28 protein-coding genes and 1 tRNA gene are annotated in these 26,034 nt (G+C 63.6%); 16 read left to right on the top strand and 13 right to left on the bottom strand.

All coding sequences use genetic code 11. The annotated features are described in order from the left end of the window. Positions 1-70 precede the first annotated feature (70 nt). From dapF to lptM, 3 genes are read right to left on the bottom strand one after another with little or no spacing between them, the layout of a single operon-like run. Complete coding sequence (dapF, locus tag SJI00_RS18950) at positions 71-901, bottom strand: diaminopimelate epimerase (RefSeq protein ID WP_322463209.1); 831 nt, start codon at positions 899-901, stop codon at positions 71-73. A gap of 4 nt (positions 902-905) precedes the next feature. Continuing rightward, positions 906-2,153, bottom strand: a complete 1,248-nt coding sequence (gene lysA / locus SJI00_RS18955; protein ID WP_322463210.1) for a diaminopimelate decarboxylase — start codon at positions 2,151-2,153, stop codon at positions 906-908. Between the two features lie 9 nt (positions 2,154-2,162). Further along, positions 2,163-2,306, bottom strand: a complete 144-nt coding sequence (gene lptM, locus SJI00_RS18960; RefSeq protein ID WP_322463211.1) for an LPS translocon maturation chaperone LptM — start codon at positions 2,304-2,306, stop codon at positions 2,163-2,165. A 186-nt stretch (positions 2,307-2,492) separates the two neighbouring features. Between lptM and cyaY the strand changes: the two genes are divergently transcribed. The 3 genes from cyaY to rnk all read left to right on the top strand — a co-directional run bounded on the left by cyaY (position 2,493) and on the right by rnk (position 3,593). Then, the gene (gene cyaY / locus SJI00_RS18965) at positions 2,493-2,825 is read left to right on the top strand and encodes an iron donor protein CyaY (RefSeq protein ID WP_322463212.1); all 333 of its coding nucleotides are present in this window, start codon (positions 2,493-2,495) and stop codon (positions 2,823-2,825) included. 1 nt (position 2,826) lies between these two features. Next, on the top strand, positions 2,827-3,036 hold the full coding sequence (locus SJI00_RS18970; protein ID WP_322463213.1) for a DUF1289 domain-containing protein: 210 nt from the start codon (positions 2,827-2,829) through the stop codon (positions 3,034-3,036). 146 nt (positions 3,037-3,182) lie between these two features. After that, a complete protein-coding gene (rnk, locus tag SJI00_RS18975) occupies positions 3,183-3,593 on the top strand; it encodes a nucleoside diphosphate kinase regulator (protein ID WP_322463214.1) in 411 nt (136 codons plus the stop codon). Between the two features lie 67 nt (positions 3,594-3,660). On the opposite strand, the gene SJI00_RS18980 is transcribed toward rnk, so the two are convergent. The 3 genes from SJI00_RS18980 to SJI00_RS18990 form a co-directional block, all read right to left on the bottom strand. Continuing rightward, on the bottom strand, positions 3,661-6,525 hold the full coding sequence (locus tag SJI00_RS18980; protein WP_322463215.1) for a class I adenylate cyclase: 2,865 nt from the start codon (positions 6,523-6,525) through the stop codon (positions 3,661-3,663). A gap of 134 nt (positions 6,526-6,659) precedes the next feature. Next, positions 6,660-6,905, bottom strand: coding sequence for a TIGR02647 family protein (locus SJI00_RS18985; RefSeq protein ID WP_322463216.1), 246 nt, complete (start codon positions 6,903-6,905; stop codon positions 6,660-6,662). A gap of 78 nt (positions 6,906-6,983) precedes the next feature. Further along, a complete protein-coding gene (locus SJI00_RS18990) occupies positions 6,984-7,298 on the bottom strand; it encodes a hypothetical protein (RefSeq protein ID WP_322463217.1) in 315 nt (104 codons plus the stop codon). A 147-nt stretch (positions 7,299-7,445) separates the two neighbouring features. Here SJI00_RS18990 and SJI00_RS18995 point away from each other — a divergent pair, with 147 nt between their 5' ends. Continuing rightward, complete coding sequence (locus SJI00_RS18995; RefSeq protein WP_322463218.1) at positions 7,446-8,114, top strand: glutathione S-transferase family protein; 669 nt, start codon at positions 7,446-7,448, stop codon at positions 8,112-8,114. A 54-nt stretch (positions 8,115-8,168) separates the two neighbouring features. Here the strand turns inward: SJI00_RS18995 and argH are convergent, their stop codons facing one another. Next, positions 8,169-9,563, bottom strand: a complete 1,395-nt coding sequence (gene argH / locus SJI00_RS19000) for an argininosuccinate lyase (protein WP_322463219.1) — start codon at positions 9,561-9,563, stop codon at positions 8,169-8,171. Between the two features lie 307 nt (positions 9,564-9,870). Here argH and SJI00_RS19005 point away from each other — a divergent pair, with 307 nt between their 5' ends. The 7 genes from SJI00_RS19005 to rsd all read left to right on the top strand — a co-directional run bounded on the left by SJI00_RS19005 (position 9,871) and on the right by rsd (position 16,258). Then, positions 9,871-10,617 (top strand): LytR/AlgR family response regulator transcription factor, encoded by a 747-nt coding sequence (locus SJI00_RS19005; RefSeq protein WP_322463220.1) that lies wholly within the window; start codon positions 9,871-9,873, stop codon positions 10,615-10,617. 119 nt (positions 10,618-10,736) lie between these two features. Next, complete coding sequence (gene hemC / locus SJI00_RS19010) at positions 10,737-11,678, top strand: hydroxymethylbilane synthase (protein WP_322463221.1); 942 nt, start codon at positions 10,737-10,739, stop codon at positions 11,676-11,678. Next, positions 11,675-12,451, top strand: a complete 777-nt coding sequence (locus SJI00_RS19015) for a uroporphyrinogen-III synthase (RefSeq protein ID WP_322463222.1) — start codon at positions 11,675-11,677, stop codon at positions 12,449-12,451. The genes hemC and SJI00_RS19015 overlap by 4 nt, the downstream gene beginning before the upstream one ends. 35 nt (positions 12,452-12,486) lie before the next feature. After that, positions 12,487-13,596 carry a uroporphyrinogen-III C-methyltransferase gene (locus SJI00_RS19020; protein ID WP_322463223.1) on the top strand — a complete coding sequence of 370 codons (1,110 nt, stop codon included), beginning with the start codon at positions 12,487-12,489 and terminating at the stop codon, positions 13,594-13,596. Then, positions 13,593-14,831, top strand: coding sequence for a heme biosynthesis HemY N-terminal domain-containing protein (locus SJI00_RS19025; RefSeq protein WP_322463224.1), 1,239 nt, complete (start codon positions 13,593-13,595; stop codon positions 14,829-14,831). The genes SJI00_RS19020 and SJI00_RS19025 overlap by 4 nt, the downstream gene beginning before the upstream one ends. A gap of 219 nt (positions 14,832-15,050) precedes the next feature. Then, entirely contained in the window at positions 15,051-15,563 is a 513-nt protein-coding gene (locus SJI00_RS19030) for a disulfide bond formation protein B (protein ID WP_322463225.1), read from the top strand. 224 nt (positions 15,564-15,787) lie between these two features. Beyond that, positions 15,788-16,258: a sigma D regulator gene (gene rsd, locus SJI00_RS19035; protein WP_322463226.1), complete on the top strand. Its 471-nt coding sequence runs from the start codon at positions 15,788-15,790 to the stop codon at positions 16,256-16,258. Between the two features lie 2 nt (positions 16,259-16,260). On the opposite strand, the gene SJI00_RS19040 is transcribed toward rsd, so the two are convergent. Next, positions 16,261-16,926 (bottom strand): FKBP-type peptidyl-prolyl cis-trans isomerase, encoded by a 666-nt coding sequence (locus SJI00_RS19040; RefSeq protein ID WP_322463227.1) that lies wholly within the window; start codon positions 16,924-16,926, stop codon positions 16,261-16,263. 190 nt (positions 16,927-17,116) lie between these two features. On the opposite strand from SJI00_RS19040, the gene SJI00_RS19045 reads away from it, so the two are divergent. After that, positions 17,117-17,935: an AlgP family protein gene (locus SJI00_RS19045; RefSeq protein ID WP_322463228.1), complete on the top strand. Its 819-nt coding sequence runs from the start codon at positions 17,117-17,119 to the stop codon at positions 17,933-17,935. Here the strand turns inward: SJI00_RS19045 and SJI00_RS19050 are convergent. After that, positions 17,917-18,387 carry a TIGR02444 family protein gene (locus SJI00_RS19050; RefSeq protein WP_322463229.1) on the bottom strand — a complete coding sequence of 157 codons (471 nt, stop codon included), beginning with the start codon at positions 18,385-18,387 and terminating at the stop codon, positions 17,917-17,919. The two genes, SJI00_RS19045 and SJI00_RS19050, sit on opposite strands and share 19 nt — an antisense overlap. Positions 18,388-18,438: 51 nt before the next feature. Between SJI00_RS19050 and SJI00_RS19055 the strand changes: the two genes are divergently transcribed. From SJI00_RS19055 to SJI00_RS19070, 4 genes are all read left to right on the top strand, one after another. Continuing rightward, positions 18,439-20,349, top strand: a complete 1,911-nt coding sequence (locus SJI00_RS19055; protein WP_322463230.1) for an ATP-binding cassette domain-containing protein — start codon at positions 18,439-18,441, stop codon at positions 20,347-20,349. A 125-nt stretch (positions 20,350-20,474) separates the two neighbouring features. Beyond that, positions 20,475-21,107, top strand: coding sequence for a LysE family transporter (locus SJI00_RS19060; RefSeq protein WP_322463231.1), 633 nt, complete (start codon positions 20,475-20,477; stop codon positions 21,105-21,107). 126 nt (positions 21,108-21,233) lie between these two features. Then, the gene (locus SJI00_RS19065) at positions 21,234-21,476 is read left to right on the top strand and encodes a DUF2789 domain-containing protein (RefSeq protein ID WP_322463232.1); all 243 of its coding nucleotides are present in this window, start codon (positions 21,234-21,236) and stop codon (positions 21,474-21,476) included. Between the two features lie 68 nt (positions 21,477-21,544). Further along, positions 21,545-22,153 carry an NADH:ubiquinone oxidoreductase subunit N gene (locus SJI00_RS19070; protein ID WP_322463233.1) on the top strand — a complete coding sequence of 203 codons (609 nt, stop codon included), beginning with the start codon at positions 21,545-21,547 and terminating at the stop codon, positions 22,151-22,153. A 40-nt stretch (positions 22,154-22,193) separates the two neighbouring features. Here the strand turns inward: SJI00_RS19070 and SJI00_RS19075 are convergent, their stop codons facing one another. The 4 genes from SJI00_RS19075 to SJI00_RS19090 form a co-directional block, all read right to left on the bottom strand. Beyond that, a complete protein-coding gene (locus SJI00_RS19075; RefSeq protein WP_322463234.1) occupies positions 22,194-22,631 on the bottom strand; it encodes a CBS domain-containing protein in 438 nt (145 codons plus the stop codon). Between the two features lie 366 nt (positions 22,632-22,997). Continuing rightward, positions 22,998-23,074, bottom strand: a tRNA-Arg gene (locus SJI00_RS19080). 107 nt (positions 23,075-23,181) lie between these two features. Beyond that, positions 23,182-24,042, bottom strand: coding sequence for an ABC transporter ATP-binding protein (locus SJI00_RS19085; RefSeq protein WP_322463235.1), 861 nt, complete (start codon positions 24,040-24,042; stop codon positions 23,182-23,184). Then, the gene (locus SJI00_RS19090) at positions 24,039-25,622 is read right to left on the bottom strand and encodes an ABC transporter permease (RefSeq protein ID WP_322463236.1); all 1,584 of its coding nucleotides are present in this window, start codon (positions 25,620-25,622) and stop codon (positions 24,039-24,041) included. The genes SJI00_RS19085 and SJI00_RS19090 overlap by 4 nt, the downstream gene beginning before the upstream one ends. Positions 25,623-26,034 lie beyond the last annotated feature (412 nt).

A 26,034-nucleotide genomic window follows, 5' to 3' on the forward strand; every position in this document is an offset into this window, starting at 1 on the left:
TCCTCGACCGTTCTTGCGCAGCCGCCCTCGGCCTTGCCTGGCCTTCGCTCGAAGACATGCCGTGCAGAGCCTAGAGGCGAACCTGGCCTTCATAGACGCGCACGGCTGGGCCGGTCATGCGCACCGGCATGCCAGGGCCTGCCCATTCAATGTGCAGGCGCCCGCCGGGCAGGTCGAGGGTAACCGGTGAATCCATCCAGCCCTGGCTGATCGCAGCCACCGCCGCCGCGCAAGCGCCGGTGCCGCACGCCTGGGTTTCGCCTGCACCGCGTTCCCAGACGCGCAGGTTGGCGTGGTGGCGGTCGACGACCTGGATGAAGCCGGCGTTGACCCGCTGCGGAAAGCGCGGATGGTGTTCGATTTTTGGCCCCAAGGCGTGCACTGGGGCGGTCTGTACGTCTTCGACACGCAGTACGGCATGGGGATTGCCCATCGACAGCGCGGCGATCGGGTAGGCCTGGCCGTCGATCTCGAGTGGGTAGCTCAGCGCCTGGGCTTGAGCCACGAAGGGGATGTCGGTCGGCACCAGCCGCGGTGGGCCCATGTCGACACACACCTGGCCGTCCTGCTGCACATCGAGCTCGATGATGCCGCCCTTGGTTTCCACGCGGATAAGCTTCTTTGCGGTCAGGCGCTTGTCCAGCACGAAGCGGGCGAAGCAGCGCGCACCGTTGCCGCACTGCTCGACCTCGGAGCCATCGGCGTTGAAGATCCGGTAGCGGAAATCCACTTCCGGGTTGCTCGGGGCCTCGACGATCAGCAGTTGATCGAAGCCGATGCCGGTATGGCGATCACCCCATTGCCGCGCGTGCTTGGGCTGGATGTGGGCGTGCTGGCTGACCAGGTCGAGGACCATGAAGTCGTTGCCCAGGCCGTGCATCTTGGTAAAACGCAGCAGCATGGGTTCACTCCGGCAGCAGGCTTTCGCCGGCGAACAGTTCAGGGATGGTTTCGCGGCGACGCACCTCGAACGCCTGATCGCCATCGACCAGCACCTCGGCGCAACGGCCGCGGGTGTTGTAGTTCGAACTCATGACGAAGCCATACGCGCCCGCCGAGCCGACTGCCAGCAGATCGCCTTCGGCGAGCGTCAGGTGGCGCGATTTGGCGAGGAAATCGCCGGTCTCGCAGATGGGCCCGACCAGATCGTACTCGCGGCTCTGACCTTCACGTGGGGTCACGGCGCTGACGTCCATCCAGGCCTGGTACAGCGCTGGGCGGATCAGGTCGTTCATCGCCGCATCGATGATGGCGAAGTCCTTGTGCTCGGTGTGCTTGAGGTATTCCACGCGGGTCAGCAGCACGCCGGCGTTGGCGACGATGTAGCGGCCCGGTTCGAACAACAGCGCCAGGTCACGCTCGCCGACACGCTCGCGCACGGCGTTGATGTAGTCAGCCACCAACGGCGGTTGTTCATCGCGATAACGCACGCCGACACCGCCACCCAGGTCCAGATGACGCAGGTGAATGCCGCATTCGCCCAGACGGTCGATCAGCATCAGCAGGCGGTCTACGGCATCGAGGAACGGTTCGAGCGTGGTCAGCTGCGAGCCGATGTGGCAGTCGACGCCAACGACTTCCAGGTTCGGCAACTGCGCAGCACGCACGTACAAGGCTTCAGCATCGCTGATGGCGATACCGAACTTGTTTTCCTTGAGACCGGTAGAGATGTAGGGGTGGGTGCCGGCATCGACGTCCGGGTTGACCCGCAGCGAGACGGGGGCCTGTTTGCCCAGTTCGGCGGCCACCACCTGCAGGCGTTCGAGCTCATCGGCAGACTCGACGTTGAAGCAGTGCACGCCCACTTCCAGCGCGCGGCGCATGTCTTCACGGGTCTTGCCCACGCCCGAGAACACCACGCGATCGGCACGGCCACCGGCGGCCAGTACACGCTCCAGTTCGCCGCCCGAAACGATGTCGAAGCCTGCGCCCAAACGTGCCAGGACGTTCAGCACGCCCAGGTTGGAGTTGGCCTTGACCGCGAAGCAGACCAGGTGCGATGTGCCTTGCAGGGCGTCGACATAGCTCCGGTATTGCGCCTCGATGTGGGCGCGCGAGTAAACGTAGGTCGGTGTGCCGAAGCGTTCGGCGATGGCCGACAGGCCCACGTTTTCCGCGAACAGCTGGCCGTCGCGGTAATTGAAAGCGTCCATGGAAATCCCTTACTGCGTGTGCTTGTGCGACGAGTGCTTGTCTTGGCCGTCCTTGCTGTCATCGGGCAGGAACAATGGGCCTTTCTGACCGCAGGCGGAAACCAGGCAAGCCACGGCGAGCAGCGCCGCGAGGGAGGAAATCAGGCGCTTCATGGGCGAAATCCTTTGAAATATGCAGTATTGCGCCCGAGTATACCGAGCGACCAGCGGATTGCCTATGTAAGCGCCGGTCGGTCTGACGGCCCGGTTCGCTGTCTCGTCGCTATCCTTTGCATTCATGGCAAAGCGCCCGTATCTTGCCCGGCTTGCCTGTCAGCTGCCATTTCCGAGGTTCCCGCAATGAGTTTGAGCGAAGCACGTTTCCACGACCTGGTCGACGCCACGCAACAGGCGCTCGAAGACCTGTTCGACGAGAGCGACATGGACCTGGACATGGAGAATTCTGCGGGCGTGCTGACCATCAAGTTCGAGAACGGCAGCCAGCTGATCTTCAGCCGCCAGGAACCGCTGCGTCAGCTGTGGCTGGCCGACCGCTCCGGGGGCTTTCATTTCGACTATGACGCCGAGAGCGGCAAGTGGATCTGCGAGAAAAGCGAAGAGCTGCTGGGCGAAATGCTCGAGCGCATCGTCTGGGAGCGCGGGGGTGAGAAGCTGGATTTCTCCGAGATCTGACATGAACACGCCTGTCCGTCCACCCAAACCGCTCTACAGCAATGTCAGCCCGGCCGTGAAGTCGCCCTGCATCAGTGTCTGCCGGCTGGATGAGCACAAGGTCTGCAGCGGTTGCCAGCGCCCGGTCGAGCACATCCGCGAATGGCGCTCGGCCGACGACGCGCGTCGTCGAGAAATCTGCCGCCAAGCCGAGGCCCGTCGCCAGCATTGACCCACGGGCTTGAGTATTTGCCCTGCTGTGATAGTGTCGGTTGACGCGTTGATGACGCCAACCGCATCCACAAACCCCGCCCTTGGGCGGGGTTTTGCTTTATTTGCCTGATGACTTTTCCCTGTTCAAAGGAGCCTGACTGGATCATGAGCACCAAGCCTTCGCTTATCCTTACCCGACTGGACGTACAGCGTCTTGAGCAACTCATCGACAGCCTCGATGAGTCCGTTCCCGGCGTGCTCGCCCTTCAGGACGAACTCGACCGTGCTGAGCAGGTGGTGGGGCATGAGGAGGTGCCGGCGGGCGTGGTGACCATGAATTCCCGTGTGCACTGCCAGGAGCAGGGCAGCGGCAAGGACTACCACCTGACCCTGGTCTACCCCAGGGATGCGGGCAAGGAAAACAACGTCTCGGTGCTCGCGCCCATCGGTGGTGCGCTGCTGGGGTTGTCGGTAGGGGATGAGATCGACTGGCCGGCGCCTAGCGGCAAGACCCTCAAGCTCAAGCTGCTGGATGTCGAGTACCAGCCTGAAGCGGCCGGTGACTTCGACCTCTGATTCGCCCGCCCCGCGATCTGGGTGCACCGTGGGACCTGCTGCGGCTCGACCGGCGTTGCCCGGCGCCTCAAGGTTCGAGCCGAGCCTGCAACTGCTGCAACCCTCTGTTGAGCGCCGTCTCCAACTGGTGCTTGTAGCGCAGGTAGAGCCGTGTGGAGCCTGGCGCGTCGCCCAGTAGCTCGGACAGGTCGAGATCGGTGATGTAGCAGCGATACGTTTCAGCGCTGCGCCGTTGGCCGAGAATCTGCCGGGCAACCACGGTGTACAGCTGCTCACCGTAGTCGAGTTCGGAAAACTCCTGCTGGTCGCAATACAGCGTCACATGCACGCTGGCCCCCGCGCCGACCTGAATGATCGCCTGCACGTCGTACGTCGGGTGGTCACTTCGCTCGCTGGGCATGGGCTGCTGCTCGACCTGCCGCGCCTTGCCTTGGCCGCCCTGCGCCAGCAGTTGGTAATAGCGCAGCTCCAGCATGCCGGTGAGGGTGCCTTCAAGCGGCAATCGAGCGTCGCGACGCCTCATCATCGAGCACAGAAAACGGTGCAGCGGCAGCAGCAGATGCTGCTCGTCCTGGAGCACGACGCGCTCTTGCCAGAGGGCGTTGTATTCATCGAGTACGTAGAGTTCGGCCCAGCCGCCGACCACGCGGTAGAACACTTGAATGCACAGCGGCAGGCCCAGGGGCAGCAGCAGTGACAGGTCATGCTCGGTCAGCGCGTTGGCGTCCAGGTGCACAGCGCTGTAACGGCTGCGCTCCTGGCCCAGGCACTCGAGCAAGGCGTGGTGGGATTCCAGGTTGATCAGGCGTACCTGCCCGGGTTGCAGCTCGAACAGGTGGAGCTGATCGGCCACCTGCAGTACATAGCGCGAGGGGACGCTCTGCGCCAACAGCCCCTGCAGGACCTCGAACAGCCCTTCGATGCGCTGGCTGATGGCCTGCGCGCGGTTGTGACAGAAACAGCGCACCGTCAGCCGCGCGCGGTGACGCGTAGACGTCGATCCATTGAGCACTTCACGCAGGCAGCGCAGTAACGCGTGTTGGCCGTCGTAGCGCTGCACCACGACCTCGTTCCAGCTGTTCAGGGTGACCTGATCGAGGCTGAGCACCAGGTTTTCCCGGACCCCGGCGTAGCTCAGCGAATCGGTTCGCTCGCTGGTCATGAGGATGTTCAGGTCACGGTGCTGGCGCAATGGGTCGATGCCGACATTGACCAGAATCAGAATCTCCTCGGCGACGCTGGGCTGTAGCAGGCTCACTTCGCTGACAGGCTGCAACGGCAGGGGGATGCGCTGTTGCAGGCACCCCAGCAGGTTGAACAGCTCGATTTCGGTCAGATCGGTGTCGCCGGGGTGCAGGGCCATGCGCGTGCCGCTGTCGATGACGCCATTGCGATACGCCCAGGTGAGCAGCTCGATCAGTTCGCGGTTACGTTTGATCGGCGTCACGGCAGGCCATTCGTGGGCGGCGAGGCTGGCGCTGTACAGCCCCCAGTGGTGGCTGCCGGGCTCCTGGCGATTGGGGGCGTGGACAAGGGTGAGGGTGTCTTCGGCCAGGTCTGGGGCGATGCCTGGGTTGATCACTTCGATCTTGCCGGCGCGGCGCTCGAAGGCGGCATACAGGCGCCGGCCCAAGACGTTCAGGTCGCGCTGTTCGGCGCGGCTGCTGGCTGTGCTGGCGCGGGCGAAACGGGCCAGAAAGCGATAGCTGTGGTTCAGCTCGGCCACCAGCTCGCGACGCGTCTGCATCACCTGGCCGACTTTCCACTGGCTGCGGCTGTCGAGCAACTGCAGCGTATGTTCATCCCATCCCCACTCGCTGGCCAGGCGCTGCAGCAGACTGCGCTGCCAGCCGCCACGGCCACGTTCCAGCTGGCTGAGCTTCTGGTTGACCTTGAGGTACAGGCTGCGCCGTACCAACTCCAGCCGGCGGGGCTCACCACGGCTCAGCAGGTGCTGCTCGATGCGCCGGTACACCATCACGTAGGGGTCCAGCTCATCGAGGTCGAGGCGATTGGCGTAGACCTCGGCCTTGAGCACCAGGCTCAGGCAGCGCGGCGCCGGATGCTCGCTGGCATAGGCTTCGGTCAGCAGCAGTTTGAGCAGCGATTTGTAGGGCGACTCAATGCCCTTGAAAAGCTGCCACAGCCCGGCGCCGAGAAACTCCTTGGCAGGAATGTGCGCTAGGTGGCCCAGATCGAGGTACTCGTCGTGGCGAATGAAGCGCTTGTCGAGCAGGGTCTGGGCATAAGCCTGGTAGTCGCCTTCTTCGTAGACGGGCACCAGCCACCACAATGGGGTCTGACCGGCCAGCCAGATGGCGGTGCGGTAGAACTCGTCGAGCAGCAGATAATGCTGGGTGGTGCCGCAATCATCCGAGCCCAGCTGGCCGTCACGCTCGCCCTTGGCAAAGCCTGCGCAGTCGATCAGGAACAGGTGAGCGTCGGCGCCCAGGGTGGCGGCCCAGTTTTCCAGCAGTTGGCATTTGCGCCGCAGCTCGTTCAGGGCATCGGCGCTCAGCTCGGCGCTGTGGCAGACCCACAGGTCCATGTCGCTCTGCTCGGCGTGCGCCAGCGTGCCGAGGCTGCCGATCAGGTACAGGCCGCTCAAGGGGCGCATGGCGTCGCCGCGTGACGATTTGTAGCTGAACGAGCGGGTCAGACGCAGCGCTTCGGCCAGCGTGGCGAAATCGGGCTCGTATCCGCAAATGCCGGCAGGGGTGGCGCTGGAAACATAACCCGGCATCAGCGGGTGGTTGATGTGCAGCAGCAGTGGAAGGAGGGTCAGCACCTGTTGCTGGCGGCTCGAGAGGACTTCCCGGGCTCGGGTCAGGCGACCTCGGCTGAGCTGTAGAAAGCGTGCGCGCAGGGTGTTCAGAACCTTGCGGTCGATGCCTTGGTCAAGGTCGGGACGAATCTCGTGGGGGTGATTCATTGCGCACTCGGCGGCAGGGGCCCGGCGAGTTTAGCCCGAGTGGGCAGAGGGAATCAGCGTCTGATGAAAAATTGACGTCATTTTCATGGTGGCCGGCGCAAGGCAGGGGCAGCCCTGCCTTGCGGTAAACCGCGTCAGGCGGGCTGTGCGACGCCGAGGATGGTCAGCAGCTGTTGAGCGCTTTGCGCAGCATCGATGCCCAGGCTGGTCAGATAGCCGCCGTCGGGCTGGCTGATCAGCTGCTTCTGGTGCAGGCGCTTGGCAGCCTGGATGGTGTCAGGGGACGCGTTGCTATGGACCTTGATGCCTTCTTGGGTGCTATCGAGATTGAACAGGGCAAGGACTTCGAGTTCGGCGACCAGCTCAGGGGTAAAGGACATGGCGACTCCAGACTTCAAGGGATGGAGGACGGCGCCAGTGGTGACTGCCTGGCGCCTGAGCGTGGAGTGTAGTCACAGTTACTCGTCGTCGCCTTGATCCATCTCAGCGGCCAGTTCCGGGGGCAGGTCCGGCAGGGCACGCAGCGCGCCTTCGTACCATTGGTTGTCGAACGGGCGGTCTTCGGCAAGCATCGTGTCGATCTCGTATGCCAGCACCATGGCCATCAGCCTCAAGCTGTCTTCGCGTGAGTAACCCACCAGGCTCAGCTTGTTGAAGGTGGCCTTGGCCGCTGGTGGCTCGCCGCTTTCGATCTGGTTTTCCACGGCTTGCGTGAGGGTGGCTTCGGCGAAGGCTTCATCGTCTTCGCGGTCGATGTCGGGGGGCTGGCTCATGGCAGGGCTCCTGGGGGTTGAGCAGACAGTTTGCCACGACGTTCCTGGCAATGTCCGGCCATCGACAACAGGCATGACGCTGGTCAGCGTACCCGCCAGGGGCTATAAACGTCGGGCCCAACCCCACACGGCCCGGAGGCTGTTCCAATGCTCAAGCTGCATGGTTTCCCTGTAAGCAACTACTACAACATGGTCAAGCTGGCATTGCTGGAGAAGGGCGTGCCCTTCGAGGAAGTGCTGTTCTTTCCCGGGCAAGACTCAGGGTCGCTGTCGGTCAGCCCGCGCGGCAAGGTGCCGGCGCTGGAAACCGAGCAGGGCTTCCTGAGCGAAACCAGCGCGATCCTCGACTACATCGAGCGCACCCAGAGCGGCACGCCGCTGCTGCCGAGCGAGCCGTTCGCCCAGGCCAAGGTGCATGAGCTGATGAAAGAGATCGAGCTGTACATCGAGCTGCCTGCGCGCACCTGTTACGCCGAAGCATTCTTCGGTATGCCCGTGGAGCCGCTGGTCAAGGAGAAAGCCCGCAGCGAGTTGCTGGCAGGTTTTGCCACCGTGGAGCGCAATGGCCAGTTCGCGCCGTACCTGGCCGGCGCACAGCTCAGCCTGGCTGACGTGATGTTCGCGTTTTCGGTCGATCTGGCGGTCGCTGCAGCGAAGAAAGTGCTGAACCTGGACCTGTTGGCTGATTTCCCGAAAGCCGCTGCGTTGCTCGCCAAGCTCGGCGAACACCCGCACCTGGCCAAGATCCAGGCCGACAAGGATGCAGCCATGCCTGGCTTCCTGGAGATGATGCGCAACAAGAAGCAAGGCAATTGAAACAAGAAGGGGGCGCTCTGGCGCCCCCTTCTTGTTACGGCAACACCACCCGCTTCAGCGCGACGCCAGCAGGGCTTGACCGCGAGCGACCGCCGCGCGCACCTGTGCAGGTGCGGTGCCGCCAATGTGGTCACGGGCGTTGACCGAGCCTTCCAGGGTCAGCACGGCGAACACGTCCTGCTCGATCTGATCGCTGAACTGGCGCAGCTCTTCGAGGCTCATCTCGGCCAGGTCCTTGCCGCTGTCGACGCCGTACTTGACCGCATGGCCGACGATTTCGTGGCAATCGCGGAACGGCAGGCCGCGGCGTACCAGGTAGTCCGCCAGATCAGTGGCGGTGGAGAAGCCACGCAGCGCCGCTTCACGCATGATGGCGTGGCGAGGTTTGATCGCCGGGATCATGTCGGCGAAGGCCCGCAGCGAGTCGCGCAGGGTATCGGCGGCATCGAACAGCGGTTCCTTGTCTTCCTGGTTGTCCTTGTTGTAGGCCAGCGGCTGGCCTTTCATCAGGGTCAGCAGGCCGGTCAGGGCGCCGAACACGCGGCCGCTCTTGCCCCGTACCAGCTCCGGTACGTCGGGGTTCTTTTTCTGCGGCATGATCGAGCTGCCGGTGCAGAAGCGGTCAGGCAGGTCGACGAACTGGAACTGCGCGCTGGTCCACAGCACCAACTCTTCGGAAAAGCGCGACAGGTGCATCATGGCCAGGCTGGCCGCGGCGCAGAATTCGATGGCGAAATCGCGGTCCGAAACACCGTCCAGCGAGTTGCCCGATACCGCCTCGAAGCCCAGCAGCGAGCAGGTCAGGTTGCGCTCGATGGGGTAGGTGGTGCCGGCCAGCGCGGCGCTGCCCAGCGGCATGCGGTTGGTGCGCTTGCGGCAGTCGACCAGGCGCTCGTAGTCGCGGCTGAGCATCTCGAACCAGGCCAGCAGGTGATGGCCGAAGGTGACCGGTTGCGCCGTTTGCAGGTGAGTGAAGCCCGGCATGATGGTGTCGGCTTCGCGCTCGGCCTGGGCCAGCAGGCCCTGCTGCAGGCGGGTGATTTCAGCCAGGATCAGGTCGATTTCATCACGCAGCCACAGGCGGATGTCAGTGGCGACCTGGTCATTGCGGCTGCGCCCGGTATGGAGTTTCTTGCCGGTGATGCCGATGCGGTCGGTCAGACGCGCTTCGATGTTCATGTGCACGTCTTCGAGCTCGACGCGCCAGTCGAACTGGCCAGCCTCGATCTCAGCCTGGATGGTCTTCAGGCCATCGATGATGGTGTCGCGCTCGGTGGTGGTCAGCACGCCGACATCGGCCAGCATGGTGGCATGGGCGATCGAACCCATGATGTCGTGGCGATACAGGCGCTTGTCGAAGTCGACCGAAGCGGTGAAACGGGCGACGAAGGCGTCGACCGGCTCGCTGAAGCGGCCGCCCCACGACTGATTAGTCTTGTCGGTGCTCATGGATTCACTCATTGCAGGCGTGAAGAAGAAGTGGCACCGATCATATCAGGGTTGCCGGGCCTGCCGCAGGGCGCGAGTTCGAAGAATATCGCCGGCTAAATGCGCGTTAAGTTCACCTGGAGATATTTACCGATTGAACGGCAGCGTTCCATGGACCGTCTACAGTTGCACAGAGGCTCGGCAGAAACTGTCGGAGCACTGAATCTTTGGCCATTGCATCGGTCTAGAGCGTGAAGTGTGGTCCCGGTTATTCGGCACCCGTCTACGTCACACCCGTGCGAGACTCACTCAGGAATCCAGCGTAATTATGAATGTCCTGATCGTTGATGATGAACCCCAATCCCGCGATCGCCTTAGTCGGTTGTTAGGTGAACTAGAGGGTTATTCCGTACTGGAGCCAAGTGCCACCAATGGCGAAGAGGCTCTGGCGCTGATTGATAGTCTCAAGCCTGATGTCGTGCTGCTGGATATCGGCATGTCAGGGCTCGATGGCTTGCAGGTGGCTGCGCGGCTCTGCGAGCGCGAAGCGCCGCCTGCGGTGGTGTTCTGCACAGGCGACGATGAATACGGTAGCCAGGCGTTTTCCGACAGCGCGCTCAGCCATGTCACCAAGCCTGTCGAATCGAGCGCGTTGCGCGATGCACTGCGCAAGGCAGACAAGCCCAACCGGGCGCAGCTGGCCGCCTTGACCCGCCCCGCCAATGAAGCGGGCGGCGGCCCACGCAGCCATATCAGTGCGCGTACCCGCAAGGGCATCGAGCTGATCCCGCTGCCGCAGGTCATCTATTTCATTGCCGATCACAAGTACGTGACCTTGCGCCATGAAGGCGGTGAAGTGTTGCTCGATGAACCGCTCAAGGCGCTGGAAGATGAGTTCGGCAACCGTTTCGTGCGTATTCACCGGAATGCGCTGGTTGCCCGTGAACGTATCGAGCGCCTGCAGCGCACCCCGCTCGGGCATTTCCAGCTGTACCTGCGCGGCCTCGATGGCGAGGCGCTGACCGTCAGCCGTCGGCATGTGGCCGGTGTACGCAAGATGATGCAAACGCTCTGATCCCTTCCGCTGAACGTTCACACCCGTGCGCCAAGGATGGCGTGACATGACCTGGGTCTGCAGGCACGCGTGGCTGATTTGCTATCATCGGCAGCATTTCCTTTGCTTCGGTGTGCTTCATGTCTACTCGCGAAATCCGCATTGCCACCCGTAAGAGTGCCTTGGCCCTATGGCAGGCCGAGTATGTGAAGGCACGTCTGGAGCGGGCCCATGCGGGCCTGCAAGTCACGTTGGTGCCGATGGTCAGTCGCGGCGACAAACTCCTCGATTCACCGCTGGCCAAGATTGGCGGTAAGGGATTGTTCGTCAAGGAGCTGGAAACCGCGCTGATGGAGCAGCAGGCCGATATCGCCGTCCACTCCATGAAAGACGTACCGATGGACTTCCCCGAAGGCCTGGGCCTGTACTGCATCTGCGAGCGGGAAGACGCGCGCGATGCGTTCGTTTCCAACCGCTTCGACAGCCTCGCTGCCCTGCCTGCCGGCAGTGTGGTCGGTACCTCCAGCCTGCGCCGACAAGCGCAGCTGCTGGCGCGGCGCCCTGATCTGCAGATCCATTTCCTGCGCGGCAACGTCAATACGCGCCTGGCCAAGCTCGATGCCGGCGAATACGACGCCATCATTCTGGCCGCTGCCGGCCTGATCCGCCTGGGGTTCGAGGGCCGTATCACCGCCAGTATCAGCGTCGATGACAGCCTGCCGGCCGGTGGCCAGGGCGCGGTGGGTATCGAGTGCCGCAGTGGCGACAGCGAAATCCATGCCCTGCTGGCACCCCTCAATCACCTCGACACGGCTGATCGGGTGGTCGCTGAGCGAGCCTTGAACAAACACCTCAATGGCGGCTGCCAGGTGCCCATCGCGTCTTATGCTGTGCTTGAGGGCGACCAGCTGTGGCTGCGCGGGCTGGTCGGCCAGCCCGATGGCGGGGTGTTGCTGACGGCGCAAGCACGCGCGCCTCGCGCCGAGGCCCAGGCGCTGGGTATTCAGGTCGCCGAGGCGCTGCTTGCGCAGGGCGCTGAGGCGATTCTCAAGGCCATCTACGGCGAGAGCGGGCACCCGTGAGCAGTTGGCGCCTGCTGCTGACGCGATCACGCGAGGACAGCCTGGCCGTGGCCGAGCGCCTGCACGCGGCAGGCGTTGCCACCAGCTGCTTGCCGCTGCTCGAGCTTGAGCCGGTGGCGCTTGAAGCTGCGCAGCAAGAGCGCCTGGCTGCGCTGAACGGCTATCACGCGTTCATCGTGGTCAGCAAACCGGCTGCGCGCCTGCTGTTGCAACACTTGGACACCGCCGGGCTGGCGCCACCCACCGCTCACTGGTTCACCGTCGGCGAAGCCACCGGGCGCATTCTGACAGCGCGTGGGCTGCAGGTGAGCTGGCCCGCGGCCGGCGATGACAGCGAAGCGCTGCTGGCCGTGCCGGCGTTGCATCAGGCGCTGGCCACGGTGCAGCCGCAGGTGTTGATCGTGCGCGGAGTGGGAGGTCGCGAACTGCTGGCCGAGCGTCTTGCAGAGCAAGGTGCTAGTGTCGATTATCTGGAACTGTACCGCCGTTGCCTGCCCCACTACCCGGGCGCTGCCGTGGCTGAGCGGGTCGCTGGGGAACGCCTCAATGGCCTGGTGGTCAGCAGTGGGCAAGGTCTTGAACATTTGCAACGACTGGCGGGCGCCGATTGGCCCCGTCTGTCACGAATGCCGTTATTCGTACCCAGCCCCCGTGTTGCCCAACAGGCGCGCGAGGCGGGTGCGCAACAGGTTGTGGAATGCCGTGGCGCTAGCGCCGCGGCCTTGCTGGCAGCTGTACAGCGAACCGCTGTACCTGCCTTGACAGGGCATTGAGCCGTGCGCGGCGCCCCTCTGCAAAGGATGGATACGTGAGCGAAACTGTCTTGTCCAAGAACGATCAACCCTCGGCGCCGGAAACGCCGAACGCCCCCCCGGCCAAGCCTGCCAAACCCGTCAAGCGCTCGGGCAATGGCCTGGCCACCTTCGCCCTGCTGCTGGGCGCGGCAGGTGTGGCGTTCGGCGGGTGGAGTGTCTGGCAGGTGCGCCAGTTGCAAGGCAGTGAGCAGGGCCAAGGGCAGAGCCTGCAAGCGCTGGCCGAGCGCGCCAATGCGCTGCAGCAGCGCGAACAGCAGATCACCACGCAGCTCTCCAGCCTGCCGGCGGCCAGCGAGCTGGAAGACCGCCGTCGTCTGGTGGCCCAGCTGCAGGGCGACCAGCAGCGCTTGAGCCAGAAGGTCGAGACCGTGCTGGGCGAGAGCCGCAAGGAATGGCGTCTGGCCGAGGCCGAGCACCTGCTGCGCCTGGCCACGCTGCGTCTGTCGGCTCTGCAGGACATCACCAGCGCCCGCGCGCTGGTCGAAGGGGCTGACGAAATCCTCCGCGAGCAAAGCGATCCTGGCTCGTTCGCTGCCCGTGAGCAACTGGCCCGCAGCAAGGCGGTGCTCGACAGCACGCAGCAGCCCGACCGCACCGGTCTGTTCCTCAAGCTTGCGGCCCAGCGTGACCTGGTGCCACAGCTCAGTGCACAAACGCCCGAGTTCGATGCCAATGCCGACGCCATGGGCGCGCTCACCGGCGAAGGTGATGTGTCGAGCCGACTGTCGAAGTGGCGGGACCAGATCTCCAAGTACTTCCAGGTCGAGTTCGAGGCCGACAAGAACGTCAAGCCGTTGCTGGCGGGCCAGTCCCTGAGCCAACTGCGCCTGGCCTTGAGCCTGACCCTCGAACAAGCCCAGTGGGCCGCGCTCAATGGCGAGGCCAAGGTCTATGAAAAAGCGCTGGATGACGCCCGCAGCGTGCTGCTGGCCAACTTCAACCCCGATAACCCGCAAAGCAAGGCCATGCTCGACAGCCTCAACCAGCTGGCCGAACAGCCCGTTGCGGTGAAGGTGCCTGACCTCAGCGAAAGCCTGGCGGCGGTGCAGGCCTACATCCAGCGCCGTAACCTGCCAGCGGCCAGCGAAGGGGCCAAGCCATGAAGCGCGCGTACCTGCTGGCGGTCATTGCGATCGTCATTGCGGCGGCGCTGGGCATTGCCATTGCCAAGCACAGCGGCTATGTGATGATCGCCTACGGCGGCTTTCGCTATCAGTCTGGCCTGTGGGCAGCGCTGGGCGCGTTGCTGGTGCTGGTCTTGGCGCTGTGGCTGCTGCGTTACCTGATCGGTTTGCTGCTGAGGTCTACCGGGGTGGTCAACCCGTGGTCGCGGCGCAATCGCAGCCGGCGTACCCGTATCGCCATCGAACAAGGCCAGCTCGACCTCGCAGAAGGCCGCTGGGCCAGTGCCCACAAGCACTTGCGCAGCGCCGCCGAGGCCGAGCGCCAGCCTTTGCTGTTCTACCTCGGCGCCGCCCGGGCGGCCAACGAGCTGGGCCGCACCGAAGAAAGTGACCACATGCTCGAGCGTGCGCTGGAGCGTCAGCCCCAGGCTGAGCTGGCCATCGCGTTGGCCCACGCTCAGCTGCAGATGGACCGAGGCGACAGCGATGGCGCACTGAACACCCTGCAGGCCATGCAGGAGCGCCACCCGAACAATGCCCAGGTGCTGCGTTTGTTGCAGCGGTTGTACCTCGAGCGGGGTGACTGGTCGGCGTTGATTCGCCTGCTGCCTGATCTGCGCAAGCACAAGGCTTTGCCGGCCAATGAGCTGGCACAGCTGGAACAGCGTGCCTGGGGGCAGAACCTCGGCCTGGCTGCCACCCGCGGCGAAGACGCCACAACGGCACGTCAGTCACTGGAACGCGCCTGGCAGCAGTTGACTGCCGCCCAGCGCCAGGAGCCGCAACTGGTTCTGGCCTACGTCGAGCAGATGCGCCAGGCCAATGCGCAAGGTGAGTCCGAACAGGTGCTGCGTGCCGCGATCAAGCGCCAGTACGAGAGCCACCTTGCGCGGCTGTACGGGCTGGTTCGCGGGGACGATCCGGCGCGCCAGTTGCAGACCGCCGAGGGCTGGCTCAAGGACCATCCTCGTGACCCCAGCCTGCTGCTGACGCTGGGTCGCCTGAGCCTGCAGAATCGCCTGTGGGGTAAGGCGCGGGACTACTTCGAGAGCAGCTTGCGCCTTGAGCGCAATCCCGAAGCCTGCGCTGAGCTGGCGCGGCTGCTTGCAGCACTGGGTGAAACCGAACGGAGCAATCAATTGTTCCAGGAAGGCTTGAACCTGCTGGACGAACGCCTGCTGGCGCTGCCGTTGCCTGAAACGGTGCGTGCCTGAGTCACCCCCCGGCTCCTCCTGATTCCGAGGAGCCGGGGGTCGCGCACTTTTCCGTCGCCACCAGACAACAGTACCTGGCGGTCCTAGGAAGCTTCTTACCTCGCAATACCTCCTTTCTTGATCATTCAGCGATTTGTCGGTTGTGTAGCGCCTTGAAACAGAGGACATCTTTCCTTACCGTCTCAAGCCACTTTTTCACATCCGGGAATGTCCTCATCCATGTCGCTGTCTCGGTTGCGCACCCTGTTCCTTCCTGCCGCATTAGCGTCGTTGGCCTTGCTGGGCGGCTCTCTCAGCCTGCTTCCGGTAAGTGGCATCGAGGGCTGCGGGCTGTGCTACAGCCAGCGTGGCGTGCTCGGTCTGTACCTGTTACTGAGCATGTGCGCGTTGGCCCACACGCCCAGTGAGCGTGGCGATCGGCGTTACGCCTGGATGCTGTTCATGTGCGCTGCGTTGGGGAGCTGGCTGGCGGCCCGGCAGGTGTGGCTGCAGGGCGGGGCCTGGTCAATGACCGCCTGCCCGGCGCCCGTCGCGGCGCTGACCGAGTTGCCAGTGGGTCAACTGGCGCATCGACTATTGCTAGGGCTGCCTGACTGCTCACCGATCCGCTGGAGCTTCCTCGACCTCACCCTGCCGGAATGGAGTCTGTTGGCATTCCTGGCACTGGCCTGCCTACCGCTGTCCTACCTGCTGACAAACCGGTTTCGCGACTGGGTCAATGAATATGCCTAGCCGCCGTGGTCGGTTGGTTCGACCAGTGGTGTCGGACGGGTGGATTAAACACTTGTATGAAGTTAGTGCCCTGCGTACCTTGATGGCCAGGACGTGCGGGAATAATCTCCCACAACGCTTACTGAAAAATACACCTGTTAGATGCCCTTTTGCTGATGTCACCCGCGTGTCGCACGGTGGCGGCGCCAGGTGCAGGGGCGTCAATCCAGAAGGATGAGACCGCCATGCTAGATAGTTGTCAGAATGCTCAGGAACGCTGGGGCGGGGTTCACCAGCTGATTGACCGTTGGCTAAAAGAGCGCCATGAACTGGTCAAATCCTTCCGAGCGCTGCGCGACGCCAAACCGGCGTTCGCCGACAAGCAGCACAACACCGGCTTCTGCGAAATCCTCGTCGATTATGTGTCCGGCTGGCACTTTGGTATTTGTGAACAACTGATCAGCGAAGCCAAGGCCTTTGGTGATGATCGGGCGTTGCGTCTGGCCGACGAGATCAACCCGCGAATCGATGAAATCACCCAGATCGCGCTGGCGTTCAATGACCACTGCGAGCAGGCCCAATGCAAGGACGCCGAGCGTTTTGCCAAGAAGCTGGGTGAACTGGGCAGTTTGCTGCGCGAGCGTTTTGAACTGGAAGACTGCCTGATCGAAGTGCTGCACAACGCGCACAAGGAAGAAGGTGCAGTGAAGGCGTAAGCCTAATCGGCCACTGCCACCAGCGTGATCTCGAACACCAACGGTGTATAGGGCGCAATCAGGTCTCCGGCGCCCTCGGCGCCGTAGGCCATGGCCGAAGGGATCACCAGGCGCCATGTCGAGCCGGCCCTCATCTTCGGCAGCGCCACCCGCCAGCCTTCGATCACCGAGCTGAGGTTGAACCACTGCGCGGTGGTGCTCTGATCGAACACGCTGCCATCAGGCAGTTTCCCCACATACCGCACCTGCACCCTGCCACCGGCCTGCGGCTGTGCGCCTGTACCGCCAGTCAGCTCGCCATAGAGCAGCCCGCCCGCCAGCTCGTGCACCCCGGTGCGGTCGCGTTCGGCGGCCATGAACCGTTGTTCGGCCGCCTGTGCCTCAGCCGTGTGCGCCTGCTCGGCCAAGGCACTGGCGTGTGCTTCGTGTTGTTCGAGCAGTGCCTGCATACGCCGTGGCTCCAACTTGAGTGGCTGGCCGCGATAGGCCTGGCCAAGCCCTTCAAGCAGCGCCTCGATTTGCAGATCCGGCACTTCCTGGCGCAGACGCTCGCCCAGGCTTGCGCCCAGGCTGTAGGCAAGGTCGTGTTGCTCGGAAGGCGAAGGATCGGCCGCGAGGGCCGACAACGGCAGGCACAGGCACAGGGCGAACATCAATGGGCGAGACACGGCGAGCTCCTTGAATCGAACGGCAAGTATGCCAGCGTTGAATCATCCTCAACACGCACCCTGTGTTTATGCAAAAGTTGATCATTCAATACCCTGGGCACACGCACTTGTATCGGCGTGCACAGGCTCTAGCGGGCTACGCGGCAGAAGCATAGTATGAGTCGCACTTTCCTCAGCCAGGGTGTGAATCATGTCGGCAAAGAAGAAACCTGTCAGTACACCGCTGCACCTGCTCCAGCAACTTTCGGGCAGCTTGTTGGAATATCTGGAAGAGGCCTGCACGCAAGCGCTGGCCGATGCTGAAAAGCTGCTGACCAAGCTGGAAAAACAGCGGGTCAAAGCCCAGGACAAACTTCACGACGCGCGCCTCAAGTTGCAGGAATCGGCCAAGGCCGGTAAAGCCAAGGCGCAAGGCAAGGCGCAGAAAGCTGCGGGTGAACTCGAAGCGTTGCTCGACTCGTTGAAAGAGCGACAGTCTGAAACCCGTACCTACATCCAACACCTCAAGCGCGATGCCCAAGAGAGCCTGAAGTTGGCACAAGGCGTTGGCAAAGTGCGCGAAGCGGCGAGCAAGGCCCTCGACCAGCGCGCCGCCGATGCCAAGGCGGGCTCCACTGCTTCCAAGCCTGCCGCTGGCAAGCCTGCGCCAGGTACACCTGCTTCGGGCAAGGCTGCACCCGGTAAAGCTGCACCTGGCAAACCTGCTGCTGCGAAACCGGCCGGTCGCAAGCCTGCCGCGAGCAAGCCGCCTGCGCCTGCAGACGACGCCAAGCCCGCGCCGCGCAAGGCCCCTGCCAAGCCTGCCGCGCGTTCAGCGGCTGTAGCGGCCAAGCCTGCGGCCACTGCTGAATCCGCCAAGCCAGCTGCGGCATCAACCAGCACTGCCAGAGCGCCAGCCAAAGCCGCCCCGCGTAAGCCGGCGGTGCGCAAGCCCGCTGCTGCAACTGCCAGCACGGCTGACAGCACCCCAGCCCCCTCGGCAGACGCTACTCAGCCTTCCGGCTCCTGAAGCGAACGGGCAGCGTCGCGCAGACTGTTCAGCGCGGCGTTGTCCGAAGGCGTCGGTGACAGCCACGTCAGCCAATCCTCGCGTGGCGCCTGCTGTGTAGGCCACGGGCCGGCACACTGCGCCAGGCGCTCCAGCAGCACCTGCTCAGCCTCCAGTTCAAGCCCCTTGATACGCCCACGCAGCCCCGCCCATTGCGGGTCATGCTGCGCCTGTGCTTTCCAGCGCTGACGCAGTTCACGCAGGGGCGCGATCACCTCCTGCTGCCAGGGTTCGGATACGCTTCGCAGCGCCGTCGCGCGGTCTTGCGTGGGGTGCACCTGGCGCGCCTGCAACCAACAGGCGCACAGCAGCAGGCACACGTCGGCACCGGTGTCCTGCAGCCTCAGGCAGGCCGCTTCGACGCCGCGCCGGCCATACAACGCCAGGGCGTAATTCCACAGGTCAGGGGGCATGGTTGAGCTCGCACTATAGGGTCGAGGAAGCTGGTAGACTCCGCGACCATCATGATCAGACTATCCAACCTCACTTTACAGCGTGGTCCTCAGCGCCTGCTAGATGGCGCCGAAATGACCCTGCACACCGGCCACAAAGCCGGCCTGATCGGTGCCAACGGCGCCGGCAAATCCAGCCTGTTCGCCTTGCTGCGTGGCGAGCTGTCGCCCGACGGCGGCGACTGCCTGCTGCCCGCCGACTGGCGCATCGCGCACATGCGCCAGGAGGTCGATACGCTCGAGCGCGTGGCCATCGATTATGTGCTCGATGGTGACCTGCGCCTGCGTCAGGTTCAAGGCCAGCTCGAGGCCGCCGAACAGGCCCACGACGGTACCGCGCTGGCACGCCTGCACAGTGAATTCGACAGCGCCGACGGCTACACCGCCGATGCCCGCGCGCGCAAGCTGCTGGCCGGGCTGGGCTTTAGCAACGAACAGATGGACCGCCGTGTCGGCGACTTCTCCGGTGGTTGGCGGATGCGCCTGAGCCTGGCCCAGGCGCTGATGTGCCCCTCTGACCTGCTGCTGCTCGATGAGCCCACCAACCACTTGGACCTCGATGCCATCCTCTGGCTCGAAGACTGGCTCAAAGGCTACGCCGGCACACTGCTGCTGATTTCCCACGACCGGGATTTCCTCGATGCAGTGGTCGACCACGTGCTGCACGTCGAGCAACGCAAGCTCAACCTCTACAAAGGCGGCTACAGCGCGTTCGAGCGCACCCGCGCCGAGCGTCTGGCGCAGCAGCAGCAGGCCTATGAGAAGCAGCAGGCCCAGCGCGCGCACATGGAAAAGTACATCGCCCGCTTCAAGGCCCAGGCCACCAAGGCGCGCCAGGCGCAGAGCCGGATCAAGGCCCTGGAGCGCATGGAAGAGTTGTCGGCGGCCCACGTTGATTCGCCGTTCGACTTTGTCTTCCGCGAGTCGCACAAGCTGTCTAACCCATTGCTCGACCTCTCCGAAGGCCGCCTCGGTTATGCCGACAAGGTCATCCTCGACAAGGTCAAGCTGCAATTGGTCCCCGGTGCGCGCATTGGCCTGCTGGGCCCCAACGGTGCGGGCAAGTCCACCCTGATCAAGAACCTGGCTGGCGAACTGCAGCCCATCGGCGGGCGGTTGGTGCGTGGCGAGAACCTCGCGGTCGGCTACTTCGCCCAGCACCAGCTCGACTCGCTCGACGACAAGGCCAGCCCGCTACTGCACCTGCAGCGCCTGGCGCTGGGCGAGCGCGAGCAAACCCTGCGCGACTTCCTCGGGGGGTTCGATTTTCATGGCAATCGGGTCGATGAGCCGGTGCTGAACTTCTCCGGTGGCGAGAAGGCGCGTCTGGCCTTGGCGCTGATCGCCTGGGAACGGCCGAACCTGCTGCTGCTCGATGAACCCACCAACCACCTCGATCTGGAAATGCGCTTGGCCCTGACCATGGCGTTGCAGGAATTCAGCGGCGCCGTGGTGGTGGTCTCGCACGACCGTCATCTGCTCAAGAGCACCACCGATGACTTCCTGCTGGTCGCAGACGGCAAGGTCGAAAGCTTCGAGGGTGACCTCGAAGACTACAGCCGTTGGCTGCTTGATTACCGTCAGCGCAGCGCCCCTGCCAGCACCAGCGCGGGCAATCCGGACAAGACCGACAAGAAAGCCCAGCGCCAGGCCGCCGCGGCCTTGCGCCAGCAACTGGCGCCGCACAAGCGCACCGCCGACAAGCTCGAAGCCGAGCTGGGCCAGGTCCACAGCCAACTCGCCGACATCGAGACCGCGCTGGGTGACGGCGGCTTGTACGAGGCCGCACGCAAGGACCAGCTGCGCGAGCTGCTGGCCCGCCAGACCACCCTCAAGCAGCGTGAAGGTGAGCTGGAAGAGGCGTGGATGGAGGCGTTGGAAACCCTTGAGGCGATGCAGGCCGAACTCGAAGCCTTGTCGTGAAACCTGGCGTGCCTCGCTTGACCGCAATCGGTTGAGCGAGGTGGCGTTGGGCCTTCAACGCGCTGGCGCTTTTAGCCGCGGCAGATTAGCGTAACGTTTGCAAATTCTCCTGTTCGAGGTGTGTGATGACCATTGAGACCTGGTTGGCGTTTTTCGCTGCGTGCTGGGTAATCAGCCTGTCGCCGGGCGCGGGGGCTATCGCCTCGATGTCCAGCGGCCTGCAATACGGCTTCTGGCGTGGCTACTGGAACGCGTTGGGCCTGCAATTGGGCCTGGTCGTGCAGATCGCTGTGGTCGCGGCCGGTGTGGGCGCCATCCTGGCGGCCTCGGCGACCGCTTTTCAGGTCATCAAGTGGTTTGGCGTGGCTTATCTGGTGTACCTCGCCTACCGGCAGTGGCGCGCCTTGCCCATGGACATGAGCGACGACAGCGGTATTCGCCCCTTGGGCAAACCGCTGGTGCTGGTTGCGCGAGGTTTTCTGGTGAATGTCAGCAACCCCAAGGCGCTGGTGTTCATGCTGGCAGTGCTGCCGCAATTCATCGACCCGCATGCGCCCTTGCTGGCGCAGTACCTCACCATCGCCGCCACCATGGTCACCGTCGATCTGCTGGTGATGGCCGGCTATACGGGGCTGGCCTCACGCGTGCTGCGTCTGCTGCGCACGCCGCGCCAGCAGAAACGCCTCAACCGGACCTTCGCCGGGCTGTTCCTGGGTGCCGCGACCTTCCTGGCCACACTGCGCCGCGCGCCGCTGTAAGGGAAGATTTCAGGAACCTATGCCCGGTCCATTGCTGTCTACGTTCCAGGGGGTGAGGCAACCGCCCGCCCCGACGTAAACCCGCCGATGTGCCCGACACCCTCGGGCCGGCGCAGTGGAGGCAACATGGACGCACCGATTCCTACCTATCCCGATCTTTTCAAGCAGCTAGGCATTGGCGACGAGCCCGCAGAGATTCAACAGTTCATCACCACCCATGGGCCGCTCGATGACGACGTGAAGTTGGTGGATGCGCCGTTCTGGAGCGAAGGTCAGCGTGCTTTCCTCAAGGAAAACTACATCGCCGACTCCGACTGGATCCCGATCATCGACCAGTTGAACGTAGCGCTGCACGAACCCAACACATAACCGCCCAGCGGCGCCTGCCCCGTTCCGAAGGCATTGCTATGCTCAGGAAAACCCAAGGGGGAGGCGCCATGAAGGACCCCTACGCACCCGCGTTCTGGTGTGCCTTGCTGGTGCTGGGCACCATGACTGCCGGGTTTTTCCAGGGCATCCGCCATGCCCTGCAACTGAGCCACGCTGTGCAGTTTCTGCAGGCCGTGGCCCTGCTGTCGATCGCCGGTGCCTTGGTGGCGCTGAGCTGGATCGCCTGGCAATCGCTCAAGCTGAATCGACGTGAAGTCCGCCAGGGCCATACCCTTGTGACCCTCTGGAACACCAAGGTTGCACTGCGCCGGGTCGAGACCGTGTTCGATCGCTATTTCTGGGGCAGCTACTGGCACTCTGGCCGCACTTTCGAGGAGGTCATGGGCGAGCTCAAGGACACGCCGCTCGAACAGTGTCTGGAGGCGCTCAGGTGCCAATGCAGGGCGCTGGACAGGGAAGTTCACGACCCTCGCCATCACTGGCTGGCCAACGCCCGTGACCTGTCCAGCGTTGCCACCGCCATGGCGCGTGACCGTTATCAACTGGACGTGGTCGAGCCATCCAGTGCCCGCAGCGGTGCGACGGCAGTACTCAGCCGCGACCTGGAAGTGCTGGTCTATACCTGGTCAGCGCGGCTCAAACGCTTCGATCATTAGCTCGACGAACTGGAACGCGCCTACCACTGAACGCTGGCGGTCATTCGCCGCGAATGTACTGCTCCAGCTTGATGATCAACCCCGCTTGTTCGGCAATGGTTTCCTTCACCAGGTCGCCAATCGACAGCAACCCCAGCAGCTCACCGTTATCCACCACCGGCAAGTGGCGCAGGTGACGGTTGGTCATCAGGTTCATGCAGTACTCAAGGTTGTGCTTGGGTTCGACGAAGACCACCGGTGCACTCATGATCTCGCGCACAGGCGTTACCGCAGAGGAACGACCTTTGAGCACCAGCTTGCGCGCGTAATCGCGCTCACTGACGATGCCCACCACTTGGCCATCTTCCACCACCGGCAGCGCCCCGATGTTCTTTTCGGCGAGCAGCTTGAGCGCTTGCAGCACCGATTCGTCCGGACCGATGGTGTAGACCGTCTGGTGATCGGATTTGGCCTTGAGGATGTGTTCGACGTTTTTCATACGGGCCTCTACGGGGTGGGGTCAGCGATCGCGCGCCGGTTACGCAAGCATCCTGCACCGCGCGCTCGGCGGCAACGCAGAAAACGGCATCGACCTGATTGAAAAACGCCATGGGCTGAAACGAGCCATTCGCGAGTTGAGAGCAAGCCGGTCGCTGAGGCCGAGTGTGCAGACAGGCGTGGACGTGCGACGCCTCCCGACCCAGCAGAATGCGCTCGGCACCACGGCCAAGGCATGCATCGGCACTTACGGAAAACCGAAAAGCAAACGGCCCCGCCAATCGAGATTAGCGGGGCCGTTTGCGAGTGCGTGTACCCACCGATAAGCGGCGTTGGCAACGCAGTGCCATGAACATGGCGAAATAGATGGCGCACTCGGCGGGATTCGAACCCACGACCACTGCCTTCGGAGGGCAATACTCTATCCAGCTGAGCTACGAGTGCAACGCGGCGCAATGATACCCATGTCTGCCGATGGCGTCCATTGCCTTGATTCGTAGGCGTTTCCCTACGCGGCGGGCCTCGGGGCGCTTTGGCGAGCGCGTCATCGCCTACAGCGCAATCAACTCCGGCCGCAGCCCTTCGACCCGTGCGGGCAATGGCCTGCGATAGCCCTTATCGCCGGTGATCTGGTGCAGCACCCTTTCGCGCAAGGTGTGCAGCGCAACGCTGGTGCGTTGGCGAGGGTGCGGCAAGTCGATGTCCACCACGGCCTTTATGCGTCCTGGGCGCGGTTCGAGCACCACCACGCGGTCAGCCAGGTAAGTGGCTTCTTCGGCATCGTGAGTGACCAACAAGGTGGTGATGCCAGAGCGCTCACGGATCGCCAGGAGTTCATCCTGCAATTGCTGACGGGTCAGGGCATCCAGCGCACCGAACGGCTCGTCCAGCAGCAGGATGCGCGGGCTGGCGACCAGCCCGCGAGCGATGGCCACGCGCTGCGCCATGCCGCCAGAGAGCTGATGGGGGTAGGCGGTCTCGAAGCCCGATAGCCCGACCAGCAGCACGTGTTCATGGATGCGCCGGGCCCGCTCACCGGCGGTCAGTGGCTCGTTGACCAGCCCCAGGCCGATGTTTTGCTGAACCGTCAGCCAGGGGAACAGGCGGTGCTCCTGAAACACGATCCCACGCTCGCCGCCGATGCCGGTCACCGGCTGGCCGTCCACCTGGATGGTGCCGCTGAACGCAGTGTCCAGTCCCACCAGCAAGCGCAGCAAGGTCGACTTGCCGCAGCCCGATGAACCGACGATGGCGATGAACTCGCCTTCATGGATGGCCAGGTTGAAGTCGCGAATTGCCTCCAGGGCTTGCCCGTCCACCGTGAACGACTTGCTCACCTGTTCAAAGCTGACCAGGGGTGGGGTGTGTGCTTGCCTGGCTGTAGTCCGGGCCGGGGTAATCAGAGCATTCATGCGGTTCTCCAGCGCGTGGCGCGTGATTCCAGACGTTGGCCCAGGTAGCCGAGCGCCGCGCCGATCACACCGATCAGCAGCATGGCGGCCATGACCTGGTCCATGCGAAACAATTGTTGAGCGCCCAGCATCAGGCTGGCGATCCCGCCGTTCGAGGGCATGAAGTATTCGGCGCCGATGGTGCCCAGCCAGGCGTAGATCAACGACAGGCGCAGGCCTGCGAAAATGGCCGGTGCGGCGCCTGGCAACAGCAGCAGGCGCAAACGCTTGGGCAGGCTCAGGCGCATCACGTGCGCGGCTTCATCGAGTTGTGGAGACAAGTTGGCGATGCCGCGCTGGGTGGCGATCAGCAAGGGGAAGAACGCGGCCAGCGAAACGAACACGATCTTGGTCGCCTCGCCCAGGCCGAACCAGGCCGTGAGCAATGGCACCCAGGCGAACAATGCCACTTGGCGCAGCGCCGACAGGCTCGGCCCCAGCACCCGCTCGGCGGTAAACGACATCGCCAGCAGCAGGCCCACCACCAGCCCTGCGATGCCGCCGAACAGCAGCCCTGCCAGTGCCCGTTGCAAACTCAGGCGCAGAGCCTCGATCAGCGAGCCATCGGCAAGGCCAGCGCCCAGGCTGGTCAGCACATCGAATGGCGATGCCAGGATGTTGCGATCCACCCAGCCCAGGCTGACGGTGACTTGCCAGAGCACCAGCAACAGCACGGGCACGATCAGGCTCGACGCACCACGCGCGATCGGACCTTGAGCACGCTCGCCCGTTGCAGGTTGCGGCCAGTACAGGGCGCGTCGTTCTAGGGCGGTAAAGCCGCGATCCATCAGCGCCCCGATCACGCCGATGACCACGATGCACAGCAATACCAGATCGAGCATGAACAGCTGCCGCCCCCAGACCATCAGATAGCCGATTCCCTCGCTGGAGGCCAGCAGCTCAACGGCGAGCAGCGACGTCCAGCCGGCCGCCAGCGCCAGACGCACCCCGGCAAGAAAAGACGGCAAGGCCGCAGGCAGCAACAGCCGTAGAAACACCAGGTGGGCAGGCAGGCGCAGGGTGGCGGCCGCCTCGCGCAGTTTCGGCTGGGCATCGCGCACCCCGACCAGGGTGTGCAGTGTCACCGGCACGATCACGGCCTTGATCAGCACCACCAGCTTGAGTAGCTCACCGATGCCGAAAAACAGCATGAACAGCGGAATCCAGGCCAAGGTCGGGATTTGCGCCACGCCAATGAAGGTCGGCAGCACCAGGGTCTGGGCGCGCCGCGAACCCCCTAGCCAGCTGCCGAGCAGCAAACCCCCGGCAATACCCGCTGCCAGGCCCCAGAACAACCGTTGCACGCTGATCCACAGGTGTACCCACAATTCGCCGGTGCCGAATTCCAGGGCGCTTTGCCAGACCAGCGCCGGTGCCGGCAGGATCTGCTCGCTCATCCAATGGCCATGGCTGGCCGCCTGCCATAAGCCAGCGACCGCCAACGGCAGCAGCCACGGCAGTACCTGGCTTGGCACGCGCACGCGGCGCCATGGCAATTGCCAGCCGCCAAGGGGCGTGGGTCTGGGCACGGTCTGGCTCATGCAATACCTCTCGAGAACGCGGCAGGCGCTGGGTGAGCCGGGTCTGCACGCCGCCATGCCAGGTCGAAATCGGGCTTGAAGTGCTGATGCACCTGAGCGCGGTCGAATGCGAGCTCGGCCGTTTCTCTTTCCGTTTCGCCAGGTGGGGCGTTGCAGGCACATAGTTCAAACGGCGCATGATTTATGCGTTTAAGTAATTAAAAAAAACAGTTCATACGATCTAGGCATAAGAGCATGGAGGCCAGGGTGCGGGGAAGGCGCTGGGCGTTGCGTATTTCTCATAGTTTCCATGCGCTGCCTGCACGTGAAGCGCAATGCCGCATGAGCGCTCGTTTATGCATTTTGGGTATTTGAAAATAGGGTTTTGATCTTTGTAGGTTCTAAGTCTGCGTGCCTAGTGTTTGCCTCACCA

This window comes from Pseudomonas gebzensis (assembly GCF_034427815.1).
Lineage (GTDB): Bacteria > Pseudomonadota > Gammaproteobacteria > Pseudomonadales > Pseudomonadaceae > Aquipseudomonas.

Bases quoted from the DNA above. Each gene is read 5' to 3' on its own strand.
- dapF (WP_322463209.1), bottom strand. From the start codon at position 901: ATGCTGCTGCGTTTTACCAAGATGCACGGCCTGGGCAACGACTTCATG.
- lysA (WP_322463210.1), bottom strand. From the start codon at position 2,153: ATGGACGCTTTCAATTACCGCGACGGCCAGCTGTTCGCGGAAAACGTG.
- lptM (WP_322463211.1), bottom strand. From the start codon at position 2,306: ATGAAGCGCCTGATTTCCTCCCTCGCGGCGCTGCTCGCCGTGGCTTGC.
- cyaY (WP_322463212.1), top strand. From the start codon at position 2,493: ATGAGTTTGAGCGAAGCACGTTTCCACGACCTGGTCGACGCCACGCAA.
- SJI00_RS18970 (WP_322463213.1), top strand. From the start codon at position 2,827: ATGAACACGCCTGTCCGTCCACCCAAACCGCTCTACAGCAATGTCAGC.
- rnk (WP_322463214.1), top strand. From the start codon at position 3,183: ATGAGCACCAAGCCTTCGCTTATCCTTACCCGACTGGACGTACAGCGT.
- SJI00_RS18980 (WP_322463215.1), bottom strand. From the start codon at position 6,525: ATGAATCACCCCCACGAGATTCGTCCCGACCTTGACCAAGGCATCGAC.
- SJI00_RS18985 (WP_322463216.1), bottom strand. From the start codon at position 6,905: ATGTCCTTTACCCCTGAGCTGGTCGCCGAACTCGAAGTCCTTGCCCTG.
- SJI00_RS18990 (WP_322463217.1), bottom strand. From the start codon at position 7,298: ATGAGCCAGCCCCCCGACATCGACCGCGAAGACGATGAAGCCTTCGCC.
- SJI00_RS18995 (WP_322463218.1), top strand. From the start codon at position 7,446: ATGCTCAAGCTGCATGGTTTCCCTGTAAGCAACTACTACAACATGGTC.
- argH (WP_322463219.1), bottom strand. From the start codon at position 9,563: ATGAGCACCGACAAGACTAATCAGTCGTGGGGCGGCCGCTTCAGCGAG.
- SJI00_RS19005 (WP_322463220.1), top strand. From the start codon at position 9,871: ATGAATGTCCTGATCGTTGATGATGAACCCCAATCCCGCGATCGCCTT.
- hemC (WP_322463221.1), top strand. From the start codon at position 10,737: ATGTCTACTCGCGAAATCCGCATTGCCACCCGTAAGAGTGCCTTGGCC.
- SJI00_RS19025 (WP_322463224.1), top strand. From the start codon at position 13,593: ATGAAGCGCGCGTACCTGCTGGCGGTCATTGCGATCGTCATTGCGGCG.
- SJI00_RS19030 (WP_322463225.1), top strand. From the start codon at position 15,051: ATGTCGCTGTCTCGGTTGCGCACCCTGTTCCTTCCTGCCGCATTAGCG.
- rsd (WP_322463226.1), top strand. From the start codon at position 15,788: ATGCTAGATAGTTGTCAGAATGCTCAGGAACGCTGGGGCGGGGTTCAC.
- SJI00_RS19045 (WP_322463228.1), top strand. From the start codon at position 17,117: ATGTCGGCAAAGAAGAAACCTGTCAGTACACCGCTGCACCTGCTCCAG.
- SJI00_RS19050 (WP_322463229.1), bottom strand. From the start codon at position 18,387: ATGCCCCCTGACCTGTGGAATTACGCCCTGGCGTTGTATGGCCGGCGC.
- SJI00_RS19055 (WP_322463230.1), top strand. From the start codon at position 18,439: ATGATCAGACTATCCAACCTCACTTTACAGCGTGGTCCTCAGCGCCTG.
- SJI00_RS19060 (WP_322463231.1), top strand. From the start codon at position 20,475: ATGACCATTGAGACCTGGTTGGCGTTTTTCGCTGCGTGCTGGGTAATC.
- SJI00_RS19065 (WP_322463232.1), top strand. From the start codon at position 21,234: ATGGACGCACCGATTCCTACCTATCCCGATCTTTTCAAGCAGCTAGGC.
- SJI00_RS19070 (WP_322463233.1), top strand. From the start codon at position 21,545: ATGAAGGACCCCTACGCACCCGCGTTCTGGTGTGCCTTGCTGGTGCTG.
- SJI00_RS19075 (WP_322463234.1), bottom strand. From the start codon at position 22,631: ATGAAAAACGTCGAACACATCCTCAAGGCCAAATCCGATCACCAGACG.
- SJI00_RS19085 (WP_322463235.1), bottom strand. From the start codon at position 24,042: ATGAATGCTCTGATTACCCCGGCCCGGACTACAGCCAGGCAAGCACAC.
- SJI00_RS19090 (WP_322463236.1), bottom strand. From the start codon at position 25,622: ATGAGCCAGACCGTGCCCAGACCCACGCCCCTTGGCGGCTGGCAATTG.